Origin of the sequence: Nostoc sp. FACHB-280 (assembly GCF_014697615.1) — a bacterium.
In the GTDB taxonomy this organism is placed as follows: Bacteria; Cyanobacteriota; Cyanobacteriia; order Cyanobacteriales; family Nostocaceae; genus Nostoc_B.
In genome coordinates this window covers 36773-62025 of record NZ_JACJSD010000045.1, presented here as the reverse complement: position 1 = coordinate 62025, position 25253 = coordinate 36773, and the positions used below count along the sequence as shown (strand labels likewise).

Sequence of the window (25253 nt, the reverse complement as noted above, 5' to 3'; positions counted from 1 at the left end):
GTACCATCGTTTGAGTAAGGATTACGAACGTCTTCCTGAAATGAGTGAAGCTGCTATATATGCCGTTATGACTCGTATTATGTTACGTCGTCTAGCCGTCTAAAGATTTACTTTATAAATGGTCTCTAAGAAAATTAATACATATATCTTTGGAATGCTTAACAAATAAAAATATTATCTTGAAAATCTATAAAAAAGTTAATAGTTTTAAAATCAGGATTTACACGGTTATTTCTGACATTAAATTTGCTTAAGATAATGTTAATGAGATTTTAGCGTTGAAATATAGCCATTCCACTTTTAAATAAAAAATAAGTTTAGTTGGGTAACAACTAATGAAAAGTTTGTATTAGATAGATTTGCTACTAATACAACATTTTATATTTCTATTTTCTGACTCTGCTCAATCTTGCTAAAGGAAGGTTATATATCAATATCCATAAAATAGCCGTATAGAAAAGAAGGTTGCAAAATTTATTTCGCCAGCTTCTATATTCTTGCCAAGGACTATATAGCTAATGTGGATTTGGGCAAGCTGACTTTTGCATTATATGAAAAAGGTATGACCCACCCGGAACTAATGGTATCAAATAACATCATTCATGAATTTAGGACTTGCACCCAGCTACAATACAACGGTCAGCTAAACATTAAAAGTGCGAAAGGGCATCATTGGTCTTTTTATTATCGGTTAGGTCGGATAGTTTGGGCCGCAGGCGGGACTCATCCTTTTCGGCGTTGGCGCAGATATATGGCACAATATTGTCCGCAAATAGATGTGGAGAAAATTCAGTTTCGCCAACAAGATTTTGCCGTTTATTACTGGGATTATCGCCTGTTAGAAATTTTGTACAAAAGACAGAAAATCAACAGAGAACAAATTCAAGCAATTGTCGAAAATACAATTACTGAGTTGTTATTTGACCTAGCCCAGCACACAGATTTTGTGGCTTTCAGTTGCGATCGCAGCCAGGATACTATTTTAGAAACACCAATGAGTTTCACAAGTGCAGATTTATCTGTCAAACAGATGCAAGACTCGTGGAAAAGTTGGTCAGAAGCTGGCTTGGCAAACTTTTCGCCTGACTTAGCACCAATTCTCCGGAGACCAGAACAACTCCAACAACAGGTAAGTCCATCTGTTTACAATAACTTTGTCACTTTGATGAATGGTAAACAGACACTAAGAGATTTAGCTGCAAAAATGAAGCAGAATGTTTTACCTGTAACTCGCTCATTGCTTCCCTACATTCTCAAAGGCATTGTTGAATTAATCGAAGTACCAGACTTACCTTTGTTATCTACTGAAGATGACAATAAATCTATTTCTTTGCAAACAAAGAACTCTCATATACCATTGGTTGCCTGTGTCGATGATAGTCCCCAAGTTTGTAAAATTTTAGAGGAGATTGTGACTGCGAATGGGTTGAGATTCATCAAAATTCAAGACCCAATCCAAGCACTGCCAACTTTAATTCAACATAAACCAGATTTGATTTTTCTAGATTTAATTATGCCAGTTGCTAGTGGTTACGAAATCTGTACTCAGTTGCGACGCGTATCTGCTTTTGCTAATACACCTGTGATCATTTTAACTGGCAATGATGGTTTGTTAGATAGAGTCCGTGCTAAAGTGGTTGGCTCGACAGATTTTCTGACTAAACCTGTAGCTGCGGATAAAGTTATGAGTGTAATTCGCAAACACCTGCAAGTTCAGAAACCTGCGAACGTGACCCCGCCTAAATCGCAGAGTAAATCTAACTTAGAAATGTCTTTAGGACATTAGTAATCAAGCGTAGATGTAGATACTGACTCCAATCCAAGTTGTTCATAACTATTTAAACTGGATATTAATCAGATATTTATCCAGATTATTCTGGTGCATTCAGTTATTACGATTTTTATACAATTTGATAAAAATTAACATTTTTCTTCCGGAGATTTTTGCAGGAAAATTCAAAATGTAAGTGTTTTTTCTATAACATTTACAAGAATAATCAATCAAAATTAAATCATTGAAGCAGAATTCAGAAGTCAGAATTCAGAAGCAATATCCTGAACTCGTCAAAGGGTCTGAATCAAAAGCATCAGTAATTCAGACCTGTGACTGATTGAATACCATAAAATAGTAGATTTGGTTAGTTTTTAAAACTGTTTATTTATCCACCATTAGTACAGAATTCTTCTGAATTTTGGCTCCTAACTCCTGAATTATGTTTCGCGCAAAAACTCATATTCATCTAACGATGAGTATTGAGATTTTCTGTCTCTAGTTGTAAGTGAATCGAGTAGGAAACTTTTATGAATACTGCGTTAATTGTTGAAGATGGTTTGACAGATATGGAAATACTCAGCCGTTACTTACAACAAGCGGGCTATTCCGTAATTAGTGCCAAAAGTAGTGAAGAAGCTCAAGCCAAGATAGATGGAAAGACCCCAGATGTGATTTTTCTAGATGTAATTTTGCCGGGTAAAAGTGGATTTGAAATTTGTCGAGAACTAAAATCGAACCCAGCAACCAGTAAAATACCTGTGGTTTTTTGTTCAACAAAAAATAGTGATGTGGATAAAATGTGGGGCAATATGTTAGGCGCAGAAGCCTATCTCTCTAAGCCAATTGATAAAGAAGAATTGGTAAAAACACTGAAGCAAGTCCTGCAATAAAATTGCTTAAATGTGTCATTTAATCTATTAGTTAAAACAATTAACTAATAGATTTGCAAAAAATAACTTGTTAGAGGATGAGTTGACTGTGGAAAGCCAGCAAAAATTTTTAGGATTTACCCTAGGTAGTAACGATAAAGCAGTCATCTCATTGCAACACATTACCGAAGTTTTACAAGTGTCTTTGGCAGATATATGTGGTGTACCTCAAATGCCTAGTTGTGTTTTAGGTATATATAACTGGCGGGGTGAAATGCTTTGGTTAGTAGATTTAGAGGAGATGCTAGGTTATCCATCACTTGTACAAGGAGTGAATTTTCTCTCTAAAATGATGGCAGTTATTTTAGAAATTGAAGGTAAGAATTTAGGATTCCTAGTTAAAAATTTGATGGATATTGAGTGGTTAGAAACTGAACAAATGAAGTTGCCTACATCTGATGTTTTTTCTCCTAAAGTTTCAGCTTTTATCCAAGGGTACTTTATTAATACCCTTGAGGAAATGGTATTCAACATAGATGCAGCCGCACTTGTTAAATCTCCTATGTGGATGAGCCAGCAATAAAATCAATATTTTAATATTCGTTGTCAGTGAAATTGGAAAGTTACTGATTATTTAATCACCAAAAAGAGGTATTTTGAAATGACAATTGCGTATCACAATAGTAAAGATAATGAAGAAGTAATCCCTGAAGTTGAAGCAAGAGAAAATCAAGCTATTAATCATCTGGCTACCAATAATTATCATATTGGTCAAGATTTTAAACTCTGGCGGCAGCAATTACAGGCTATCAGCAATGTGATGCGTCAAGCTCAAGATGTAGATACATTACTGAAACTCAGTGTTGCCCAAGTTAGAGAAAAAATTAATTGCGATCGCGCCTTAATTTATCAATTTACATCTATAGATTCTGGTACTGTATTGGCTGAATCCAGAACCCTAGGTTGGACACCAACATTAGGTGAAAACCTGCCGGGAATGTTATTTGGTTTGTATAACAATCAAGATTATTTAGAATCTGTAGCGATTGAAGATGTCGAACAAATTCAAGTTACACCTTATCAAAAACAATTACTAGAAAAATTTCAAATCAAAGCAAGTTTAAGTTTACCAATTTTAATAGGCGGTAAAGTCTGGGGATTATTGGCAGTTAATACTTGCACTCATACTAGACAATGGCCAGAAACAGAAATTACGTTTCTCTCGCAAGTTACCACAGAATTAGCTTATAAATTCCAGAGTTTTGAATTTCAAAGAGAATTAGACCTGCGAACCCAAGCGAAAAAATCTGTTGCTAAGGTAATTGAGAAGATTATTCGAGTTTCTGATATTGACAAGATTTTTCAAGCAACTACTCAAGAAATCAGACAATTATTACGTTGCGATCGCGTGGCTGTTTATCGCTTTTATGATAATTGGAGTGGTGAATTTGTTGCCGAATCAGTTGGTCATGGTTGGGTGAAACTTGTCGGGCCAGGTATTAACACAGTTTGGGAAGATACCCATTTACAAGAAACCCAAGGTGGACGTTATCGCCATCACGAAAGCTTTGTTGTAAATGACATTTACAAAGTCGGTCATTTTCAGTGCCATATCGAAATTTTAGAACAGTTTGAAGTCAAAGCTTATGTGATTGTCCCTGTATTTGCTGGAGAAAAATTGTGGGGCTTGTTAGCCGCTTATCAAAATTCTGGCACCCGTGATTGGCACGAGTGGGAAGTCAGCTTTTTAGAACAAATTGGTTTGCAATTTGGTGTAGCCATCGCCCATGCAGAATATCTTGCACAAATGCAAGTACAATCTCAACAATTAGTACAGATTGCGGAACAAGAAAAAACCTTAACTAAAATTGTCAATCGCATCCGCCAGTCTCCAGATGTGGAAAGTGTTTTTAGAACAACTACCCAAGAAGTGCGCCTTTCATTAAAATGCGATCGCGTGGCTGTTTATCGGTTTAGTCCTGACTGGGGTGGCGAGTTTATTGCTGAGTCAGTAGGTAGCAATTGGGTAAAATTGGTAGGGCCAAATATCAAAACCGTCTTGGATGATACTTATCTGCAAGAAACTCAAGGCGGACGATATGCTAGAGGTGAAAATTTTGTAGTTAATGATATTTACAAAATTGGTTTAGCTCCCTGCCACATTGAAATTTTAGAACAATTTGAAGCCAAAGCTTATATTATTGTTCCTATCTTTTTCGGTGAACAATTATGGGGCTTATTGGCGGCTTATCAAAACTCTGGCAGTCGGGAATGGCAATCTTGGGAAGTTAACTTTTTAAATCAGATAGCCTTGCAATTTAGTATTGCGAAATCGCAAATAGACTATCTGGAAGAAGTGCGAGTTAAAACTGAAAAGTTAACTCAGATTGCAGAACAAGAAAAAGCCTTTACTAAGATAGTTAACCGCATTAGACAATGTGTAGATTTAGATGAAATCTTCAAAGTTACGACTCAAGAAGTCCGGCAATTATTACGATGCGATCGCATGGCTGTGTACCGCTTCTCTCCTGATTGGAGTGGTGAGTTTATTGCTGAGTCAGTTGGTCACAATTGGGTCAAACTTGTCGGCATAGATATCAAAACTGTCTGGGAAGATACCCACCTCCAAGAAACCCAAGGCGGTAGATATGCCAAAGGCGAAAGCTTTGTTGTTCATGACATTTATCAAGTCGGACATTCACCTTGCCATATCGAAATTTTAGAGCAATTTGAAGTCAGAGCTTATGTAATTGTGCCGATATTTTTCGGGGAAAAGCTGTGGGGTTTGTTGGCAGCTTATCAAAATTCTGGCACCCGTAATTGGGAAGAATCCCAAGTTAGCTTGTTAGCCCGGATTGGTGATCAATTAGGATTAGCACTGCAACAAACGGAATCTCTGCAACAACTACAAACACAGTCAGCACAACTAGCAGAAGCCGCCGACAGGGAAAAAGCAGCCAAAGAATTACTCCAACAACGTTCTATTCAACTGTTGATGGCGCTGCGTCCGGCTTTAAATGGTGATTTAACAGTCCGCGCCCCCATCACGGAAGACGAACTCGGCACAATCGCCGATGCTTACAACAACACTCTGCAAGCATTACGACAAATCGTTATTCAAGTACAAGCCGCAGCCCAACAAGTAGTGCAGACTTCGGCTACTAGTAACGCTTCCCTGGCAGGACTGAATAATTTAGCCCAACAACAGTCAGAAGATATTGCCTCGGCTTTGGGTGATATTCAACAAATGCTAGACTCTACGCAAGCTGTGGTGGCTAATGCCGAATTAGTGCAAGTAGCAGTCCAGAAAGCTAACCAAACAGTAGAGTCTGGTGATATTGCCATGAACTTGACTGTTAAAGCCATTGAAGGCATTCGAGAAACCGTTGCCCAAACTAGTAAGAAAATTAAACGCCTCAGCGAGTCTTCGCAAAAAATCTCGAAAGTAGTCAATTTGATTAGCAATTTTGCCACCCAAACCAACGTTCTCGCGCTGAATGCCGCCATTGAAGCAACCCGCGCTGGTGAGTATGGTAAAGGCTTCGCAGTTGTAGCTGATGAAGTGCGTTCTTTATCTCGTCAATCAGCAGCAGCCACAATCGAAATTGAAAAATTAGTCCAAGAAATTCAGGCAGAAACTGGCGAAGTTGCAGTAGCAATGGAAACAGGTATTCAGCAAGTTGTCGAAGGCACAAATTTAGTTAGCGAAACCCGGCAAAACTTAAATGCAATTGTTTTAGCCACTGCTGAAATTAGTCAATTGCTTCAACAAATTACCGCAGCGACTCAAACCCAAATGGGTCAGTCTGAAACTGTGACTCATTCAATGCAAGATGTTGCAGAAATCGCTAACAAAACCTTTGCGGAGTCTCAAGAAATTGCTGCTATCTTCCAAGATTTATTGGGAATGGCACAAGAACTGTTAACAACTGCTAGTAAGTTCAAAGTTAATTAATTTCAAGGGAGTGGTGAGTAGGGAGTAGAAAAGACAATTTTTTAACTCCCCACTCTCAATTCACTATTCCCCGCTCCTACTTTTCTACTCACTACTCCCAATTTCCCTATTATGATTACAGATGCTGAAATTCGTGAACAAGGTTATGTTTATTTCTTAGCAGAAGCCCCAGAGTTATTACAAACAATTGAACAAGAACTTTTAAGTTTAACTGAAGAAGAAGCTAAGAGAAAAAATAAAGTTCATACGTTAATGCGGGCGACTCATACCCTTAAGGGAGGTGCTGCTACTGTTGGGCTAGATGCAATTCAAAGCATTGCCCATTCTCTAGAAGATGTATTTAAAGCTTTATATAATCCAGATATAGTTATTGATAATAGTTTACATACACTCCTGCTAAAAGCTTATGAATGTTTGCGTCTCGCTTTGACCACAACATTAACTAGTAGTCCTGCTAATGTAGAAGAAGTTATTGAAAGAGCAACTAATATTTTTGCTCAGTTACAAGCTAGACTTGGTGATGATTTTGGCACAGATCATTATGTTCCTACTTCGCAAGAATTAGGTTTTGATGTTGTCAAGTCAATTTTTGAAGTTGGGATTCAACAACGCATTGAAAATATTACTGAAACTATTAATCATCCTCCAGAAGAAGCGGAATTTAGAGATTTTGTCAACTCTCAAGCCGAAATATTTTTAGGATTGGCTGAATCTTTAGACTTGCTGGGATTAGAGGAACTTGCACAAAAAATCTTGGCGGCGCTGCAAGCATATCCTTCGCAAGTGATGGAAATTGCTGAACTGATGCGGCAAGATTTACAAACAATTCAAACAGCAGTATTCGCTGGCGATCGCACTTGTACTCATCTGCTTTCTCCAGCTTGGCAAAACCTAACATCAGTCATCGAGCTAGAACAGTTATCTCCAGAAATTCTAGATAATTCGACATCTGGAAATCTACAACAAACTACTGCTGAATTTTACCAATTTTTAACGACATCAAGCAATCATAAACACGAACAACTTCAACCAACAACAGCTAAGTTTTACCTAAAATTGGTGCAATGTATTTTGAGTTGGTTTCAGCAGCAGCAACAAATACCAGCAACAGAATTAAATTTATCTCTATTAGTTCCTAAATTAGATATTGAGCGGCAAATAAATTATATTGAAAATTGGTTAAAAGAATTTTTAGCTTTCGCGCAAGACTCAGAAGATAGTTATAGTCTTTGCTTGTATCGAAATGGTATGGTTTTAATTGTACTGCTGGCAATTGCTCAATTTGAGTATGGTAACGATAAAAGTGATGGTTATATTTTTTTAACTCGGCACTTACAAAAACAAATTATCACATTAGCCAAAGAATATAAAAATTATCCCCCTGTAAATAGTCAAGAAAAGAACTGGTTAGAGCATCCCAAGTTCCAAAATCTTGTAATTGCGAATGCAATAGCCAATCCCTTAGAAGCTGATACTGAGCATCTCTTAGAATCAATTTGGGGAGGAGAAAATTCCAGTGAGCAAGCAGTAATTATAGATGATTCTGTTCCAGAGCAAGCAAATGTAGAGGCTATTACCGAAGTAGTTAGCAATATTCACGAGCAGTTAGAAGATAAAAATTCTCAAGTTGTCAAAAGTCAGAAATTTGTCCGTGTTGATGTTGAAGGATTGAGAAATCTTAATTATCTAGCTGGAGAACTGCTGATTCAGCATAAGAAACGTCATCTTTATGACGAACAGATTCAAGAATTGATTGATAAGTTATTACAGCAGATCAATAGACATCAAATAATCTTGCATCAGTTAAGAGATTTACCTCTACATTTACCAACTGTTACTCCTCAGTTATCGCAGAATTTTGCAGCAGTGAAATTCGACTCACTGGAAATGGATATATACACAGAATTTAATTTAGTACTGCACACAGCAATTGAAGAAACTCTGCAATTACAAGAAACTACAGAGTCGCTAGATTTAACTATTAAACAAGCAACTCAAGCAACTGATAAAAAACAGAATTTAATTTTCACAATTATTGATAACTTGGTAGAAGCAAGAATGTTACCTTTGGGGGATATTTTGCACCGTTTCCCCCCAATGGTGAAAAAATTAGGCAGTATTTATCATAAAAACGTCGAGTTACAACTCACAGGTACAGAGGTACTAGTAGATAAAGCGATCGCCGAAAAATTGTATGAACCACTATTACATTTAGTACGTAATGCTTTTGATCACGGAATTGAATCTCCACAATTGCGTCAAGAACGTGGTAAGCCAGAACAAGGTTTAATTACAATTCGGGCATATCATCAAAGTAGCCAAACTATTATTGAAGTTCAAGATGATGGACAAGGACTGAATCTGGAAAAAATTCATCAAAAAGCAATTGAGATGAAACTAAATATTGCTGGTGACAATGAATCAGAGTTATTAAATTTAATGTTTTCGCCGGGATTATCGACGGCTGAACAGGTGAGTAATATTTCTGGACGTGGTATAGGTTTGGATATTGTACGTTCTCAAATCGAAGCTCTTCATGGTTCAATCGCGGTGCAAAGTTTACCCCAACAAGGGACAAAATTCACACTTAAAATACCTTTTTCTATGACTACTGATAAATTGATGCTGGTGCAAGCGGGAGGCGTAGTTTATGCGCTATTGTTAGACTGCGTAGAAAAAATTGTCATTCCGGCTCCGCAACAAATTAAGGAATTTGAAGGTAAAAAAGTTTTATATTGGCATACAGAGCAGAATGAAAATTTAATTGGTTTACATCAACTTTCAGAGCTAATGTCTTATAATTACTCTGCTGTCAAGAGTCATAGCCTCAATAATACAGCAACTACTCTTGACACAAAATTGATGAATAATCCTATATTAATCCTCAAGTCTCATCAAGGTATTTTTGCCTTAGAAGTTGACCAAATAATTGGCGAACAAGAATTAGTAATTAGACCATTAGGCAATGCGATCGCACCACCAAAATATGTTTATGGTTGTAGTACTTCTGCCAATGGTAATCTCATTTTAGTTATTGATGGCGCTCTCTTATTAGACTCTATTAATGTACCCACGACATCTGAACTTATCCCCCTCCCGATAATTCCTACTAGTGAATCTATAAGCGAGGATTTATCTTTTTCGACTCCTGTAAATTTTCCAGCAAAACCATTATCTCAGCAGGTAGAAGCTAATTTCCCCGCCTCTAAGGTAGTATTAATTGTGGACGATGCTATTAGTTTGCGTCAAACTCTCTCTTTAACTTTACAAAGAGATGGTTATCAAGTAATTCAAGCACAAAATGGTGTAGAAGCTCTGGAACAGCTACAAAAATACCCAGACATTCAAGTGATTATTTCTGATTTAGAAATGCCGCGCATGAATGGATTTGAGCTATTAACTAACATTCAGCAAATTCCCAATCTTGCTAAAATTCCTGTAGTCATTTTATCTTCGCGTAGTGCTGAAAAACATCGTCAATTAGCAAAAGAACTGGGTGCAAGAGCTTACTTAACTAAGCCTTATCTAGAGCATGAATTTCTATCTACAATTTCATCTTTAATGCCAAAAGCAAGTGTATCGCATAATTTGGTAATGGAGTTAACTGTTTAACTCCTCATCCAACCCTTGCACTCTTCCCTCTTCTCTGTAAAATCTAATTGCCCATTTTTAACCAACCAAAAACTTGATTAACAGTTAGTACCAGTTCAATTTCAGGTAACATTGGCAAAATATCATCTTCCTGAAATAACTCTGGTTGCTGTTCTGGTAAAAATACTAAAATACTTAAATCATCGGGGTCGATGAACCACCCTAAACGACTACCAAACTTTAAACAATACAGAATATTACCAATTACTTTGTTTGGTTTTTGTTCTGGGGATAAAATCTCAATTGTCCAGTCTGGAGCTAGTTCAAAGTTATCTGGAACTTCGCCATCAACGGTTAACGGTATTCTGTTCCATATAAATACTGCCACATCTGGTACGATTGAGCGATCGCCAAAGCTACACCTTAATTCAGGAAATGCGTAAGCAATTTTTTGCTGTTCAGTAATATCATTAACTGCGCTGCATAATTTACCTTGTAAACGGCTATGTCTCCCTTGTGGCATTGATTTTTCCAGAATTTCGCCATTAATGTATTCTAAACTGGGGTTAGTTTCTGGTAGTTTGAGAAATTCTGCTAAGGTGAGAGCTTGAGTTGAAGCAATATTCATAGCTCTGTAAATTTATGTTGATGTCTCTAAAATTAGTTTAGCGGCTGGGTGTTGGTTCACCATATTTAATCAGAAAGGCGATCGCTACACTCACTGCTAAAATTAATCCCATACTCAATGCTGAACCAAAACCCCAATTTTGGGTTACACCAAGGAATTGATTGTAAACCAGCCGCGCCGCAGTCATACTGGAAGCACCACCCAAAAGTTCAGGATCAACAAAGTCTCCTAATCCTGTAATAAACACTAAAACTGAACCAGCCGTAATTCCTGGGGAAACTTGCGGTACTGTGACTTTCCAAAAAGTCTGTGCGGGGTTTGCACCTAAATCAGCAGCAGCTTCTAATAAACGCTTGTCTAATTTTTCTAAAGAAGCATATAAAATTAACACCATATAAGGTAGTAAGCTATAGCTCATACCGATAAATACAGCCGGAGGTCGGTTAAGTAATTCTAAAGTTGGTAAACCTAAATTACTCAAAATACTATTAAATAACCCAGTGGGGCGCAAAATTGTAATCCAAGCATAAGAACGCAGTAAAGAAGAAGTCCACAAAGGTAAGATAAAAGCTAATAATAGTAAATTACGCCATTGTTTTGGGGCGATTTGTGCTATCCAATAAGCCACAGGAAAGCCGCAGATTAAACAAATTATAGTTGTGCCTAATGCTAACCACAGCGATCGCAAAATAACTTGCAAATACAACGGGTCAAATATCCGCAGATAATTATCGAATCCGCTAGGATTGACTAAATCTCCTGGGCGAATATTGGGAACTAAACTAAGTTGAAAAATGATAATTGCTGGCAGTACTAGTAATAATAATAACCAAATAGCTGCCGGAGCTAGTAAGATTAATGGTTGTAAAAAGTTAAATGTAGGGCGATGTAGTTTTTTCAAGTCGATAATATCGCCTGATTCATTGATTTGCTGAGAATTTTTGATAAACACAAGCTGATACCATTTTGGATTAAATAATCTTCCTATTTAGGCACTAGTTAATTGAGTCCAGAAACGCTCATAAACTTCCTCAAAATCTCCCAGAGGAGTAATCCGTTCGCACTTTTCTAAAATGGCGGTTTCCGGGAATAAATTTTTATTAGTTTTGATTTTTTGGGGTAATTGTTCAAACCCTGCACTATTTGGGGTAGCAATATTTAAATGTTGGCTAACACTGGCTGCAACTTCTGGTTGCAAAATAAAGTTAATCCAAGCATAAGCTCCATCAGTATTAGGTGAGCTTTTCGGCACGACAATTGTATCAGTCCATAAAGAAGAACCACTGCGCGGAATGACATATTTAAATTTGGGGTTTTCTTGGATGACGCGAATTGCATCGGCTGAGTAACACATCGCTAAGACTAAATCTCCCGCCAGCATTTGATTTTGCCAAGCATCAGTATCAAAAGCAGCGATCGCGGGTTTTAATTGCTTTAATTTGTTATATGCTTGTTGTAGTTCTTCCTCCTCTTTTGAGTTATAAGAATAACCCAACATTCTTAATACTGCACCCATCACCTCACGCACATCATTGAGTAAGGTCATTCGCTTATTGAGTATTTGCTGATTTTGCCAGAGATACTCCCAATCTACTGGGGCTTTTGGCAGAACTTCAGAATTATAAATTAAACCTGTCGTTCCCCAATTAAATGGTAAACTGTAGTGATTATTAGGGTCGTAGCTAGGGTTTTGAAATTGCGGAAAGAAATTCTCTAAACCATGCAGGCGATCGTGATTTAATTCGATTAACAAATTTTTCTCGACCATCTTCTGCACCATATAGTCAGATGGATAAATCACACTATAAGCACCACCACCTCCAGCTAATACTTTAGCTAACATCACTTCATTAGAATCATAAGTATCTACCAGCACTTTCAGCCCAGTTTGAGTACTAAAAGTTTGGATTAACTTTTTATCAGCATATTGTGTCCAAGTATAAAGGTACAATTTATCACTGTTACTAGATTTAGTCGCCGCCCGCACATTAGCTAATCTCCAACCACAACCAGTTAAAGATAAGCTGGAAAATGCTGCTAATTTTTGTAAGAAGTTTCTTCTATTTGTCATTGGTTATTTGTCATTGGTCATTGGTCATTTGGGTTGTAAGTATTGTCTATTGATTTTAAGTATGAGTTTAACTTTGGCGCTAGTTCATTAATAATATTTTTGATACTCTGAGTTTGTTCAAGAGTTAAAAGGTTACGTTTATAATCACTTCTTAGCCAATGTTGCGTTTCATTCAATGAACCTCTTGCTATCCTAATAAAACGTTTATTCTCTTGATAACTACCTCTACCAACTCCCTCCGCTATATTTGCACCAATACTATCTGCTGAACGTACAATTTGTTTACCCACAGTATCTTGAGCTAAAGGTTTCCAATTATGAACAATTTGCCAAATTTCATCGGCTAATTTTTCTGATAATTGATAAACTCGTAAATCTTGAAAGCGTTTAGTTGACATTAGCTCAATATATATATTTTGCTTTGCTAGATTTAGTCAATTATATTTACTAAATTGTCATTCAACAAATAACTAATGACAAATAACCAATGACCATTGACCATTGACTATTGACTAATAGCCAAACAATCACTTTCAGCCCATAAAACATAAATTGGTGTATCTCTGTCTGGCAAATTACCAAAAGTATTGGGTTGGAGAACATTAATATTTATGCCATTGGTTAATTCCACCACATAGGTAACATGAGTTCCTAAATACATAACATTAACTAGTCTGCCTTCAAAGCAGTTAGTTGGTAGATTGGGTGGATAGATTGATAGTTGAATTTTTTCGGGACGCACACTCACCACTACAGATTGAGATAATTCGATGGGTGTATCTTCATAGCGGGTGACGATAATTTTTAACCCAGTTTTGGTGACAACTTGGATACATTCAGCTTCGACAGCAGCAATTTCCCCACTAAATAAATTAGTATCACCAATAAAATCAGCCACAAAAGCGGTTTGGGGATGTTCGTAAATTTCGCTGGGTGTACCAATTTGCTCAATTTTGCCTTGATTCATCACCGCAATGCGATCGCTCAAAGACAAAGCTTCTTCTTGGTCGTGAGTCACTAAAATAAAGGTTAAGCCTAACTGTTGATGTAAGTTAGACAACTCAACTTGCATTTCTTTCCGCAGTTTTAAATCTAAGGCGGCTAAAGGTTCATCTAACAGCACCACAGCCGGTTGATTTACTAACGCCCTAGCTAATGCTACCCTTTGCTGTTGACCACCAGAAAGTTGATTGGGAAAGCGCGATCGCAAACTTTCCATTTTGACGAGTTTTAAAGCTTCTGTCACTCGACTTTCAATTTCAGATTTACGAAGTTTTTTTAATTGCAGGCCAAAGGCGATGTTATCCCAAACATTCAGGTGATTGAACAGCGCGTAACTTTGAAATACAGTATTGACTGGACGGCGATAAGGCGGCACATTCGTCATTGGTTGACCTTGAATCAACACCTTACCCGCATCCGCAGTTTCAAATCCAGCAATTAAACGTAATGTTGTTGTCTTGCCACAACCAGAGGGGCCTAAAATACTAAAAAACTCCCCTTTGCGGACATCCAAATCGATTCCATGTACGGCGGGTTCTTGCTTGAAGAACTTAAACACGTTACGCAGTTCCACATCCAGTGGCTGAAACGACGTAATCCCCCTCTGATTCTGCACAACAGATTGAGCCATAATCCTCAGTAGAATGCTGTGATTTAACCTGATTGTTTCCGTGAATGTAGCCTATTAAGCAGACTTAAAAAACACTTTGGTTTATTGTATCCGCCAAAAACCCTAGATCGGGAATATACTTTGGTGATTGTTACAAGCTTAATATCAAGTTTGAATTTTGGGCATTCTAGAGCAAGTGTTAGGCGTGGGGACGAGAAAGATTATTCACCCTCAAATCTAAAATCTAAAATTAATTGTCTTATGGCGTTATTTTCATCACCTTTATCGAACGGCAGAAAAGATACACGGACTGTTGGACGCGGTATTCAATCAATATTTTTAATTGGGTTCACTTTATTGACTCTGGTTGGGATTGAAGCACGATTAGCATATTTACAAATCGTCGAAGGATCTCAACTGCGAAAACGTGCCGAATCTAACCGCGTTCGCACCATTCTCAAACAACCAGAACGAGGTAATATTTTTGACCGAAATGGGAAGTTATTAGCTACTACTCGATATCCCCATTCTGTATATTTGTGGCCGCTGGCCCACACTAAACCATCTTGGTCAGTAGTCGCGCCACGATTATCCAAGATTCTGGGTATTTCCCAAGAAGAAATGGAAAAGAAACTGGATGCGGCTGGCGCTAACTCGGCTTCCTTGATTCGGATTGCGCGTGATGTCAGCGAAGCCCAAATTACAGCTTTAAAAGAGTATGAAAACGAACTGAAAGATGTAGAAATTAACACAGATGCAGTACGCTACTATCCACATGGTCAAGAATTAGCCCATGTACTGGGTTATACACGAGAACTCACCCCCGAACAGTTAAAAGATAAGCAGAAAGAAGGCTATCGTCTGGGTGATGTGATTGGTCAGATGGGGATAGAAAAAGCTTATGAGACGACCTTACGCGGCGAATGGGGTGGTCAGCAAGTGGAAGTGGATGGCGCAGGTCGCCCAATCCGCATTTTAGGGGAAAAACAAGCGAAATCTGGCAAAGATTTGCATTTAACTATAGATTGGGAACTGCAAAAAGCCGCAGATAAAGCTTTAGGCAAATATCAAGGTGCAATTGTCGCCCTTGATCCCAAAAATGGCGCAGTTTTAGCGATGGTATCTCATCCCAATTTCGACCCGAATATTTTTTCTAAGCAAAAACTCTCCGAAAAAGATTGGGAAAGTGTGCAAGGAAAAGACCATCCTTTAGTTAATCGGGCTTTAAGTGCTTTTCCGCCTGCGAGTACTTTCAAAATTGTCACCACAACGGCGGGGTTAGAATCGGGTAAATTTTCCCCTGGAACGGTGCTGCAAACCTATGGTTCGTTGACTGTTGGTGGTGTAACTTTTGGGGAATGGAACCATGCAGGATTTGGACCTTTGGGATTTCCTAGAGCGATCGCGATGAGTAGTGATACATTCTTTTATCAAGTCGGTAAAGGTGTTGGTGGCCCGACTTTAATTGCATGGGCGCAGAAGTACGGTTTCGGTCAAAAAACAGGAATTGAATTCCCCAGTGAAGAAACTAAGGGTTTGGTTCCCGATGAAAATTGGAAACAAAAAGCTTGGAAGATACCTTGGACTGTGGGCGACACAATTAATATGTCTATTGGTCAAGGTGCTTTACAGGTGACACCACTGCAATCAGCAATTATGTTTTCTGTTCCCGCCAATGGGGGATATCGTGTCAAGCCGCATTTTTTGAAAGATAACGAAGAAGCGAAAAGTTGGCGCGAATCTTTAAATATGAAGCAGTCAACTATTAATGTTCTGCGTGATGGACTGCGGAAGGTAATTACTGAAGGGACAGGGAAACGCTTAAATCTGCCAACAATCGCCCCCGCCTCTGGTAAGAGTGGTACAGCTGAAGCTGGTATTGGTCGGCCTAATCATACTTGGTTTGGTGCTTATGCCCCAAGCGATCGCCCAGAAATTACCGTTGTCGCCTTTGGCGAAAATTCTGGAGATCATGGTGGTACAGTCTGCGGCCCAATGGTTTTACAAGTATTGGAAGCATATTTCCAACACAAATATCCAGGTAAATACCAAAAATCAGAATCAGCCAATTCTCCAAATGCTACTGCGGGTAACGGCGACTAATACGAAATTAGTCATTGGTCATTTGTATTTGCAAAGAATAAAGAACAAATGACCAATGACTGTCTTCCCTAGAAAATTAGCATTCAAAGGAGAGTGAAGATGAAAATTTTATCTGATAAATTCTGTAGAGGCTGTGCAGACAAATTTGTACCATAATGGCTAAATTGCATCTACATTCAGAGACGATATCAACGCAGTATTACACAGACAAAAGCATGGTAAGTTTTGCGGAAAATTTCAATGGTTGCACTTGAGTAAATCGCTACTTGATGTTTGTTGCAGGTTAGAGACGGGAATAATAAGGAAGTACCTAATCTTTCTCGGTAATTACAACAGATTTCAAGTGAATAGATAAAAAATGGGTAATGAAATTAGGCTTGACCAACAGCAAAATTCAAATTTACGCCAGAGGCTTTTGACCCCTTTAATGATAGCGATTTGTCTGTTACAGGGGTCTTTTTTAGCAGCTTTTTATCATCAGCAACAACAACGTATCAAAGAAAATCATACAACAACAGCGCAGCGAGTCAAAGACTTATTTCATGAAGAAATGGCTCGTGATGTTCAGACAATGAATGCAGCACAAGAGGTGTTGATTCGAGATTTGCAAATCACGAATATCTTCAAACAGCGCGATCGCAATATTTTGCGAGCAAAAATCAAACCTTTATATGAACGCCTGCGTCAACAAAATCAGATTACCCATTTTTATTTTCACCAGCCTGATCGAATTAATTTTTTACGACTTCATAAAGATACTTTTGGCGATCGCATTAACCGGATTACCCTACAACGAGCCGAGCAGACTGGTAAACCCAGTGCAGGTTTAGAGCAAGGGCCAACGGGTAATCCGGTATTGCGATCGGTCTATCCTTGGCACATTGATTTTACCGAACGCCAAGATAGTGATTTGTTCGCCAAACCTGATCAAGAAGAACTGATTGGATATTTAGAATTAGGTGTGGAATTTCAAGATATTGCCCAAAAAGTCCACAAAATTTTAGATGTAGATTTAGTTATGGCAATGGATAAGCGATTTCTCAAGCAAGATGAATGGGAAAATCGCAACAAAAAACTAGGTTATCAATCTAACTGGAATGATTTTCCTAGTTATGTAATTGTTGATAAAACAGTAGCTAATTTGCCAGCAAATATTAATCAAGAGATTAGCAAAGCCAATGCCAAAACTGAATTAATTCGGATTTTTAAAGATGGTGGACGCAGTATCCAGATTGCATTTCTGCCCTTGATAGACATTGATGGTCGGAATTTGGGGCATATCATCATTTTGAAAGACATTTCTAATATTGAACAAGCTGCCCAGCAATCGATGATGCTGGTTTCCCTGGTTTCATTAATTATTGGTTCTACTTTATTTGGGTTATTTTACATTTTCTTAGGAAGGGTAGAGCGGAACATTTTAGAACGCAATGCTCAGTTAACTCAAGCCGAAGTTGAAAAATTGCAATTGCAGCAAGCTAAGGAATCGGCAAATATCGCCAACCAAGCCAAAAGCGAGTTTTTGGCTAACATGAGCCATGAACTACGCACACCATTGAATGGGATTATTGGCTATGCCCAAATTTTAAGTCGTTCTAAAACTTTGTCTAGTAAAGAACAACATGGGATTAGCATTATTCACCAATGCGGTACACATTTACTGACTTTAATTAACGATGTCCTCGACCTCTCCAAAATTGAAGCACGTAAGCTCGAACTCACACCCAAAGCATTACATTTTCCTTCCTTATTACAAGGAGTTGTAGAACTTTGTAAGATTCGAGCCGAACAAAAGGGAATTGATTTCATCTACGAACCCGACGCAAGCTTACCTGAAGGAATCTACACCGATGAAAAACGTTTGCGTCAGGTGTTGATTAACTTGATTGGGAATGCCATTAAGTTTACAGATCAAGGTTCTGTGACATTACAAGTCCAAGTTACTGAACTACAACATGATCGCCACTCTATCAAAGTAAAATTTCAAGTGGCAGATACTGGGGTAGGTATTGCACCAGAACACTTAAATAATTTGTTTCAAGCCTTTGAGCAAGTGGGCGATCGCAAACGTCAAGTAGAAGGGACAGGATTAGGACTCGCCATTAGCCAACAAATTGTACAACTCATGGGTGGACAAATTCAAGTTAAAAGTCAGTTAGGTGTAGGTAGCGATTTTTACTTTGAACTTACCTTAGCGATCGCTCAAGATTGGGTACAGCAAAGTATCAACAATCATGGTCTAAACATCGTCAGTTATCAAGGAGAACGTCGTCGTTTGCTGGTTGTAGATGATCGCTGGGAAAATCGCGGAGTTTTAGTGAATCTCCTGCAACCATTAGGTTTTGATGTCAGTGAAGCGGAAAACGGACAGCAAGGGATAGAGTTAATCGCATCTTTGCAGCCTGATTTAGTCATTACTGATTTAGTTATGCCTGTGATGAATGGCTTTGAAATGCTGAAACAAGTTCGACGTTCTCCCGCACTGCAACAGCAAAAAATTATCGTTTCTTCTGCATCTGTCACCCAGATGGATCAGCAAATGGCGATTGATGCTGGAGGAAATGACTTTTTACCCAAACCCGTTGATGCACAAGAGTTATTTAAACTCCTGGCACATCACCTTGACTTGGAATGGTGCTACGAAGCATCAGATAATGCAGTTAAGGAAGTCAACGCACAAAACAAAATTGTCTTACCTGCTGGGGAAGTACTGCAACTTTTGTTGGAATTAACTCAACAAGGAAAACTCAGAAAACTCCGCGAACATTTAGAGTCTCTGATTGACCAGGATAATACTTATTTTGGCTTTGCAACTCCTATCATTACCTTAGCTAAACAACATCAAGGTGATGAGATTGAATCATTACTCAACAAGTACTTAATAGAGGTACAGCATCATGAGTAAAGGGGTAATTCTGGTAGTTGATGACACAGTGGCAAATTTGGAAGTTGTCAGCCAAGTTCTAGAAGATGCAGGTTTTGATATTGCTACAGCCATTAGTGGCGATCGCGCTCTTAAATTAGTCAATACCCATCCACCCGATTTAATTTTGCTTGATGTTCAAATGCCAGGAATTGATGGTTTTAGCACCTGTCAGCAACTCAAAGCCAATCCCCAAACAGCATCAATTCCAGTGATTTTTATGACCGCCCTCAGTGATACTGAAAGTAAAATCAAAGGCTTTGATTTGGGCGCAGTCGATTACATTACTAAGCCTTTCCAAGAAAAAGAACTACTAGCTAGGGTAAAAACTCACATTCAATTACGACAATGGAATCAAAACTTAGAAAACCAGATTGCCGAACGTACTCATGAATTGCAAATAACTCTAGAACAACTCAAGCAATCTCAGTTGCAATTAGTCCAGTCCGAAAAAATGTCAAGTCTTGGCAACTTAGTAGCTGGAGTTGCCCACGAAATCAACAATCCTTTGGGTTTTCTCAACGGTAGTTTAGTCAATACCCATGAATTTGTCCATGATTTATTAGCACATTTACGTTGTTATCAACAAGAGTATAAACAGCCCAATTCTAAAATTATTCACCATGCCAAAAAAATCGACCTAGAATATATTTGCGACGATTTACCTAAAATTGTTCACTCGATGCAAGCAGCTGTACAACGCATCCAAAAAATTAGCGATAGTCTGCGAGTTTTTTCGAGAAATGATACAGAATCACAAGTTTTAGCCGATTTACACGAAGGTATTGATAGTACTCTGTTAATTTTAAAATATCGTCTCCAAGCTAATCAATCACGTCCCGAAATTCAAGTAATTACTGATTATGGAGATTTACCCTATATTGAATGTTTCCCCGGACAATTAAATCAAGTATTTATCAATATTTTGGCGAATGCTATAGATGTGTTAGATGAATCTAATACCGGACGCAGCTTTGCAGAAATCAAAGAAAATCCTAACATTATTACTATCAAAACATTTGTAGACAATCAATATGTAAAAATTTCAATTGCTGATAACGGTAAAGGTATGAGTGATGAGGTCAAACAAAAAATATTTGACCATTTATTTACAACAAAACCTATAGGTAAAGGAACTGGATTAGGACTGGCGATCGCTCGACAAATTGTGGAAGAAAGTCATGGTGGCAAGCTAAGTTGCTACTCGGTTTTGGGCAAAGGTACAGAATTTATAATTGCACTTCCATTTGCAACTTAAAGCTCATATAGTAATTGAGTGGAATTTTAACTTCTGAGTTCTTCTTCAAGAATTTTCCTTTTGATATGATTCTAAAATTCCACTGCGAATCATTAACTGTGGCCAAATAAATACAAAAAAGCCCATCCAAGAAAGTACAGGAATAGACACAAGGATTGTTAACCAAATAATTTTAAATAAAAACCAACTACCACTAATCAAGATTACAGATGTCAAAACTATAGACCAAGGTTGACACCACCAAGGTTTATAATCCCAAGGATTTAAAGGTTTTTGTTCAGACATAAAACATCAGAGATTGTGTGAATGGAATAGGGATGAGAGGCTAAAGGCTAGGGATTAGTGTTTTTTAGAACTCAATACTTTTCTTACCTTACACCTCTACACCCCTGTGTGTTTTAATCAACCATTCACAATATATTGCGAATCAATCGCAGCTACACGGCCAGCATCGACCAAGGCTTGATAAACCATTACCGCTACCTCTGCCCTAGTGGCATCGCGGGTGGGGTTGAGTTGTTTCAGGTTGGGATAATTGACGATAATTTTTTTATCTATTGCTTTGGCTATCTCATCTTTGGCATAGTCAGGAATTTTAGCTTGGTCATCGAAAATCTTGATAGCGTTGGCAACATTACTCGCTGTACCTAACCCTAGCCCATTTACGAGAGAAACCAAAACTTGTACACGCTGGATATTTTGGTTAGGGCGGAATGTGTTATCTGGGAAACCAGAGAGAAATTGACCTTGATAGGCTTGCTGAATGACTTTAGCTGCCCAAAAATTAGCTGCTACATCTTTAAATTGAGTTGCTGCCCGTTTTGAGGACGGTGCAAAAGCTTTGACAATTAATGCTGCATATTGCGCCCTGGTCATTGTGGCATTTGGTCTAAAGGTGCGGTCTGGAAAACCGTTAACTATTCCTTGTCTGACTAATTCTCGGATAAAGGCTGCTGCCCAATGATTAGCAATATCGGTTAAGTCAATAGGTGCGGGTGTGGGCGTTGGTGTGGGTTTTGGTGTGGGTGTGGGTGTGGGTGTGGGTGTGGGTACAGGTACAGGGGTTGGTGTTGGTTCTGGGTCTGGTTCTGGGTCTGGGTCTGGCGTGGGTGTGGGTGTGGGTATTGGTATTGGTACGGGTACAGGTGTGGGTGTTGGCGTAGGTACAGGAATAGGTGTGGGAGTCGGTACTGGTACTGGTGTGGGTACTGGAGTAGGTGTTGGCGTGGGGTTTGGTACTGGTGTAGGTACTGGAGTAGGTGTTGGTGTGGGAGTCGGTACTGGTGTGGGTACTGGAGTAGGCGTTGGTGTGGGAATTGGAGTACTAGCAAACTCGATATTACCGCTAACTTTACTGGGGTCAATTTGATTACCCACGGAAATTAGTCTATTAGAACTAGCATTTTGTAAGTCGAATTTACCGTTATTGCGGAAAATATTGCCGCCAGAACTGGAAGTACTGCCTAAGTCTGGTAGGGCAGTGGCAATTACAGTTAAACCATCGTCGGTATTATTTTCACTAACATTGTTACGTAATACTGGGCGGGCGCTGCCAGAAACGACTATGCCAGAACGATTTTCGGTAAATTTGTTATTTAAAAGTGTGGGTGAGGCTGTATCACTAATTGCTATACCAAAACCTGTTTTAACGCAGGCATTATCTTGAATTTGACCTTTGGCATTTTTAGCGATCGCAATTCCATTGGCTGCATTCTCTGTAAATACATTACCCTGAACTACTGGGTTCGCATCACCAGTGGCAAATACTCCCTCACGCTTATTATTTTTGAAGGTGCAATTAGCAATGGTCGGAGTTGTTGATTCTGACCAAACACCACTACCACGAGAAGCTGGATTTGTCACAGTCACTCCCCGCAGTTCGGAACCGTCCAACATCACAAAGGTGACGTTTTGACCCGCAAAAGTCCGGCTCAGATAGTTACCACTACCTTCAATTAATATATTGCTGCCTTTGTTGGCTTCATTACCAATGACTTTGACACCAAATGGAACTGTTAAGGGAAACACTTCTCCACTAGTAACGCTGTAATTTCCATCTGTGAGTTGAATAATGGTATCAGGTGTGGCAACCTTGAGAGCTTGAGTAATGGTTTTAAATGGCGCTTGCTGGCTCCCTGGATTACTACTATTTCCGGTTAAAGGATTTACGTAAAATTTTTGAGGCATATTTATACCGCTAAAACATAGTCATACTATTAGCTCTAACTGGGAAAATGGCTAGTTATCGCTAAAATTTGCAACATTGACTACCAAATTTAACGGCTAAATTCCTGAAATTCCAACATAGACAGACGACCGCTGGCTGCGTGGTGTCAGTGAGCTAAAAACCATAGAAGAATATCTATACATACAAAAACTTTTTTCTTGCTCACTCAGTAAGTATTACTACCCATAGTGACGTACAGTTAAGAATAGAATATCTAAATGATTTAACATTCCGATTTAATTTTTCAGAGCTTGAAGTCTCTCAGCAATCATTCTCGGCAGTCTGTTGTTGAGACTTATTTGAGTGCGCGATCGCAGATGTTAGATTCCATTTTCCAGCCGACTTTTATCTATAACCCATTCTTTCTATGAAAAGAGTCGGTTCTAGTTCGTTTGATATACCGTTCATTGACCTCAATGATGGGAATCACCAATCTCATCCGGTTTAATAACCTCCGGTTCATTTAGTTCATTTATTGCAATACTCGTCATCCGAGGAGAAGGAGGCATTCGTGGATTTTGTGTCGCTGTTTGTGAAGGACTTCATTGCCCAATTACAGTCCCCAACACTAGCCTTTTTGATTGGTGGCATGATCATTGCTGCCCTCGGTAGCGAATTGGTCATTCCTGAGTCGATTTGTACGATCATCGTCTTCATGCTGCTCACCAAAATCGGTCTAACCGGTGGAATTGCGATCCGTAATTCTAATCTGACTGAGATGGTGTTACCCATGATCTTTGCTGTCATAACAGGGATTACGATTGTATTCATCTCGCGCTATACGTTAGCCAAGCTGCCAAAAGTCAAAGTCGTTGATGCGATCGCAACTGGGGGATTGTTTGGAGCCGTGAGTGGTTCGACAATGGCTGCCGGTCTGACTGTACTGGAAGAACAAAAAATTTCATACGAGGCATGGGCTGGCGCACTCTATCCCTTCATGGATATCCCCGCGCTCGTAACAGCAATTGTTGTGGCTAATATTTATCTCAACAAGAGAAAGCGTAAAGAAGCAGCCTACGCTATTGAGCAGCCCGTTACGGCTGGCGATTATCCCGATCAAAAAGATTATCCCAGCAGCCGTCAGGAGTATCTCAACCAGCAAAAGGGAGATGGGGATAATAAGGTCAAGATATGGCCAATTATCGAGGAAAGTCTCCGGGGGCCTGCTCTATCGGCAATGTTGCTAGGCCTCGCTCTGGGACTGTTCACCCGGCCGGAAAGTGTCTATAAAAGCTTCTACGATCCCGCCTTTCGCGGTTTGCTTTCAATCTTGATGCTGGTCATGGGTATGGAAGCTTGGTCAAGGGTTGGCGAACTGCGTAAGGTAGCCCAGTGGTATGTTGTGTATAGTGTGGTCGCACCGTTTGTGCATGGGCTAATCGCCTTCGGTCTCGGCATGATTGCCCACCAAGTCGCAGGATTCAGCATGGGTGGTGTGGTAATGTTGGCCGTCATCGCCTCCTCCAGTTCCGACATCTCAGGGCCACCCACATTGCGAGCTGGTATCCCGTCGGCCAATCCCTCCGCCTATATAGGCGCATCCACAGCTATTGGTACACCAGTTGCGATCGGTTTGTGTATACCGTTCTTTGTCGGGCTTGCCCAGGCGATCGGCGGCTAATCCCAAACGGGTCTAGGTCTGTCGCACTCCCTTGACCCGGCAGACCCAGTAGATCAATGTACATAATTTCAGGAGGTAAGCAACATGGCCAAGCGTGCCAACAAGCTCGTCATCGTCACGGAAAAGGTTCTACTGAAAAAGGTTGCCAAGATAATTGATGAAGCCGGGGCGACCGGTTATACGGTGGTGGATACTGGCGGTAAAGGCAGTCGCAACGTGCGCTCTACAGGTAAACCCAACACTTCCGACACCGATTCCAATGTAAAGTTCGAGGTACTCACCGAAAATCGGGAGATGGCAGAGAAGATTGCAGATCAGGTCGCAATCCAATTTTTCACCGATTATGCGGGCATTATCTATATCTGTGAAGCAGAGGTACTGTACGGGAGAACTTTCTGTGGGCCAGACGGCTGTTGAGTCGAGACGAAGCAGACTCCAGAGGCCGAGGTCATGACCTCGGCTTTTGAGTGACAGTGTTTCGTGTCCGCAGAACGTTGATCCTCGTACAGAAGTCATTCCCCCCGCAGTTTTATAACTTCTTCAAACCCTTAACCTTCATCGCTTTAAACTCATGATTTTGTCCAACATTCTGCCTCCTTTCAGTGGGGGGATAGCCGCTCT

At 39.4% G+C, this 25253-nt stretch carries 17 protein-coding genes and 1 pseudogene; 11 read left to right on the top strand and 7 right to left on the bottom strand.

The window, feature by feature from the left end:
- The 6 genes and pseudogenes from H6G75_RS25945 to H6G75_RS25920 all read left to right on the top strand — a co-directional run.
- Nucleotides 1-103 (top strand): annotated as a pseudogene (locus tag H6G75_RS25945) (IS5/IS1182 family transposase); the annotation flags it as partial.
- A gap of 459 nt (nucleotides 104-562) precedes the next feature.
- Entirely contained in the window at nucleotides 563-1786 is a 1224-nt protein-coding gene (locus H6G75_RS25940; protein ID WP_190982796.1) for a response regulator, read from the top strand.
- Nucleotides 1787-2301: 515 nt separating this feature from the next.
- Nucleotides 2302-2664 carry a response regulator transcription factor gene (locus H6G75_RS25935; RefSeq protein WP_190968284.1) on the top strand — a complete coding sequence of 121 codons (363 nt, stop codon included), beginning with the start codon at nucleotides 2302-2304 and terminating at the stop codon, nucleotides 2662-2664.
- 88 nt (nucleotides 2665-2752) lie between these two features.
- Nucleotides 2753-3226, top strand: a complete 474-nt coding sequence (locus tag H6G75_RS25930; RefSeq protein ID WP_190982795.1) for a chemotaxis protein CheW — start codon at nucleotides 2753-2755, stop codon at nucleotides 3224-3226.
- A 78-nt stretch (nucleotides 3227-3304) separates the two neighbouring features.
- Nucleotides 3305-6598: a GAF domain-containing protein gene (locus H6G75_RS25925; RefSeq protein ID WP_190982794.1), complete on the top strand. Its 3294-nt coding sequence runs from the start codon at nucleotides 3305-3307 to the stop codon at nucleotides 6596-6598.
- 111 nt (nucleotides 6599-6709) lie between these two features.
- Nucleotides 6710-10210: a hybrid sensor histidine kinase/response regulator gene (locus H6G75_RS25920; protein WP_190982793.1), complete on the top strand. Its 3501-nt coding sequence runs from the start codon at nucleotides 6710-6712 to the stop codon at nucleotides 10208-10210.
- Between the two features lie 43 nt (nucleotides 10211-10253).
- Here H6G75_RS25920 and H6G75_RS25915 read toward each other — a convergent pair whose 3' ends face one another.
- From H6G75_RS25915 to H6G75_RS25895, 5 genes are all read right to left on the bottom strand, one after another.
- The gene (locus tag H6G75_RS25915) at nucleotides 10254-10817 is read right to left on the bottom strand and encodes a Uma2 family endonuclease (RefSeq protein ID WP_190982792.1); all 564 of its coding nucleotides are present in this window, start codon (nucleotides 10815-10817) and stop codon (nucleotides 10254-10256) included.
- A gap of 37 nt (nucleotides 10818-10854) precedes the next feature.
- Complete coding sequence (locus H6G75_RS25910) at nucleotides 10855-11727, bottom strand: ABC transporter permease (protein ID WP_397332745.1); 873 nt, start codon at nucleotides 11725-11727, stop codon at nucleotides 10855-10857.
- 78 nt (nucleotides 11728-11805) lie between these two features.
- Nucleotides 11806-12888, bottom strand: a complete 1083-nt coding sequence (locus H6G75_RS25905; RefSeq protein WP_190982791.1) for a spermidine/putrescine ABC transporter substrate-binding protein — start codon at nucleotides 12886-12888, stop codon at nucleotides 11806-11808.
- Nucleotides 12889-12905: 17 nt separating this feature from the next.
- Nucleotides 12906-13286, bottom strand: coding sequence for a four helix bundle protein (locus H6G75_RS25900; RefSeq protein WP_190982790.1), 381 nt, complete (start codon nucleotides 13284-13286; stop codon nucleotides 12906-12908).
- A gap of 107 nt (nucleotides 13287-13393) precedes the next feature.
- Nucleotides 13394-14521 (bottom strand): ABC transporter ATP-binding protein, encoded by a 1128-nt coding sequence (locus H6G75_RS25895; protein WP_190982789.1) that lies wholly within the window; start codon nucleotides 14519-14521, stop codon nucleotides 13394-13396.
- A 240-nt stretch (nucleotides 14522-14761) separates the two neighbouring features.
- Here H6G75_RS25895 and mrdA point away from each other — a divergent pair, with 240 nt between their 5' ends.
- The 3 genes from mrdA (at nucleotide 14762) to H6G75_RS25880 (ending at nucleotide 20784) form a co-directional block, all read left to right on the top strand.
- Entirely contained in the window at nucleotides 14762-16603 is a 1842-nt protein-coding gene (gene mrdA, locus H6G75_RS25890) for a penicillin-binding protein 2 (protein WP_190982788.1), read from the top strand.
- A 358-nt stretch (nucleotides 16604-16961) separates the two neighbouring features.
- A complete protein-coding gene (locus tag H6G75_RS25885) occupies nucleotides 16962-19508 on the top strand; it encodes an ATP-binding protein (RefSeq protein ID WP_190982787.1) in 2547 nt (848 codons plus the stop codon).
- The gene (locus H6G75_RS25880; RefSeq protein ID WP_190982786.1) at nucleotides 19501-20784 is read left to right on the top strand and encodes a response regulator; all 1284 of its coding nucleotides are present in this window, start codon (nucleotides 19501-19503) and stop codon (nucleotides 20782-20784) included. The genes H6G75_RS25885 and H6G75_RS25880 overlap by 8 nt, the downstream gene beginning before the upstream one ends.
- 45 nt (nucleotides 20785-20829) lie before the next feature.
- Here the strand turns inward: H6G75_RS25880 and H6G75_RS25875 are convergent, their stop codons facing one another.
- Both H6G75_RS25875 and H6G75_RS25870 read right to left on the bottom strand, forming a co-directional pair.
- Nucleotides 20830-21069, bottom strand: coding sequence for a DUF6737 family protein (locus tag H6G75_RS25875; RefSeq protein WP_190982785.1), 240 nt, complete (start codon nucleotides 21067-21069; stop codon nucleotides 20830-20832).
- Between the two features lie 117 nt (nucleotides 21070-21186).
- On the bottom strand, nucleotides 21187-22971 hold the full coding sequence (locus H6G75_RS25870; protein WP_190982784.1) for a DUF1565 domain-containing protein: 1785 nt from the start codon (nucleotides 22969-22971) through the stop codon (nucleotides 21187-21189).
- A 551-nt stretch (nucleotides 22972-23522) separates the two neighbouring features.
- On the opposite strand from H6G75_RS25870, the gene H6G75_RS25865 reads away from it, so the two are divergent.
- Both H6G75_RS25865 and H6G75_RS25860 read left to right on the top strand, forming a co-directional pair.
- Nucleotides 23523-24632 (top strand): sodium-dependent bicarbonate transport family permease, encoded by a 1110-nt coding sequence (locus tag H6G75_RS25865; protein ID WP_190982783.1) that lies wholly within the window; start codon nucleotides 23523-23525, stop codon nucleotides 24630-24632.
- An 84-nt stretch (nucleotides 24633-24716) separates the two neighbouring features.
- The gene (locus H6G75_RS25860; protein ID WP_190982782.1) at nucleotides 24717-25049 is read left to right on the top strand and encodes a P-II family nitrogen regulator; all 333 of its coding nucleotides are present in this window, start codon (nucleotides 24717-24719) and stop codon (nucleotides 25047-25049) included.
- Nucleotides 25050-25253: the final 204 nt, after the last annotated feature.

Excerpts from the sequence above, each read along its gene's own strand:
- H6G75_RS25900 (WP_190982790.1), bottom strand. The coding sequence starts at position 13,286 with ATGTCAACTAAACGCTTTCAAGATTTACGAGTTTATCAATTATCAGAA.
- H6G75_RS25860 (WP_190982782.1), top strand. The coding sequence starts at position 24,717 with ATGGCCAAGCGTGCCAACAAGCTCGTCATCGTCACGGAAAAGGTTCTA.
- H6G75_RS25875 (WP_190982785.1), bottom strand. The coding sequence starts at position 21,069 with ATGTCTGAACAAAAACCTTTAAATCCTTGGGATTATAAACCTTGGTGG.
- H6G75_RS25935 (WP_190968284.1), top strand. The coding sequence starts at position 2,302 with ATGAATACTGCGTTAATTGTTGAAGATGGTTTGACAGATATGGAAATA.
- H6G75_RS25880 (WP_190982786.1), top strand. The coding sequence starts at position 19,501 with ATGAGTAAAGGGGTAATTCTGGTAGTTGATGACACAGTGGCAAATTTG.
- mrdA (WP_190982788.1), top strand. The coding sequence starts at position 14,762 with ATGGCGTTATTTTCATCACCTTTATCGAACGGCAGAAAAGATACACGG.
- H6G75_RS25940 (WP_190982796.1), top strand. The coding sequence starts at position 563 with ATGACCCACCCGGAACTAATGGTATCAAATAACATCATTCATGAATTT.
- H6G75_RS25895 (WP_190982789.1), bottom strand. The coding sequence starts at position 14,521 with ATGGCTCAATCTGTTGTGCAGAATCAGAGGGGGATTACGTCGTTTCAG.
- H6G75_RS25920 (WP_190982793.1), top strand. The coding sequence starts at position 6,710 with ATGATTACAGATGCTGAAATTCGTGAACAAGGTTATGTTTATTTCTTA.
- H6G75_RS25915 (WP_190982792.1), bottom strand. The coding sequence starts at position 10,817 with ATGAATATTGCTTCAACTCAAGCTCTCACCTTAGCAGAATTTCTCAAA.
- H6G75_RS25870 (WP_190982784.1), bottom strand. The coding sequence starts at position 22,971 with ATGCCTCAAAAATTTTACGTAAATCCTTTAACCGGAAATAGTAGTAAT.
- H6G75_RS25905 (WP_190982791.1), bottom strand. The coding sequence starts at position 12,888 with ATGACAAATAGAAGAAACTTCTTACAAAAATTAGCAGCATTTTCCAGC.
- H6G75_RS25885 (WP_190982787.1), top strand. The coding sequence starts at position 16,962 with ATGGGTAATGAAATTAGGCTTGACCAACAGCAAAATTCAAATTTACGC.
- H6G75_RS25925 (WP_190982794.1), top strand. The coding sequence starts at position 3,305 with ATGACAATTGCGTATCACAATAGTAAAGATAATGAAGAAGTAATCCCT.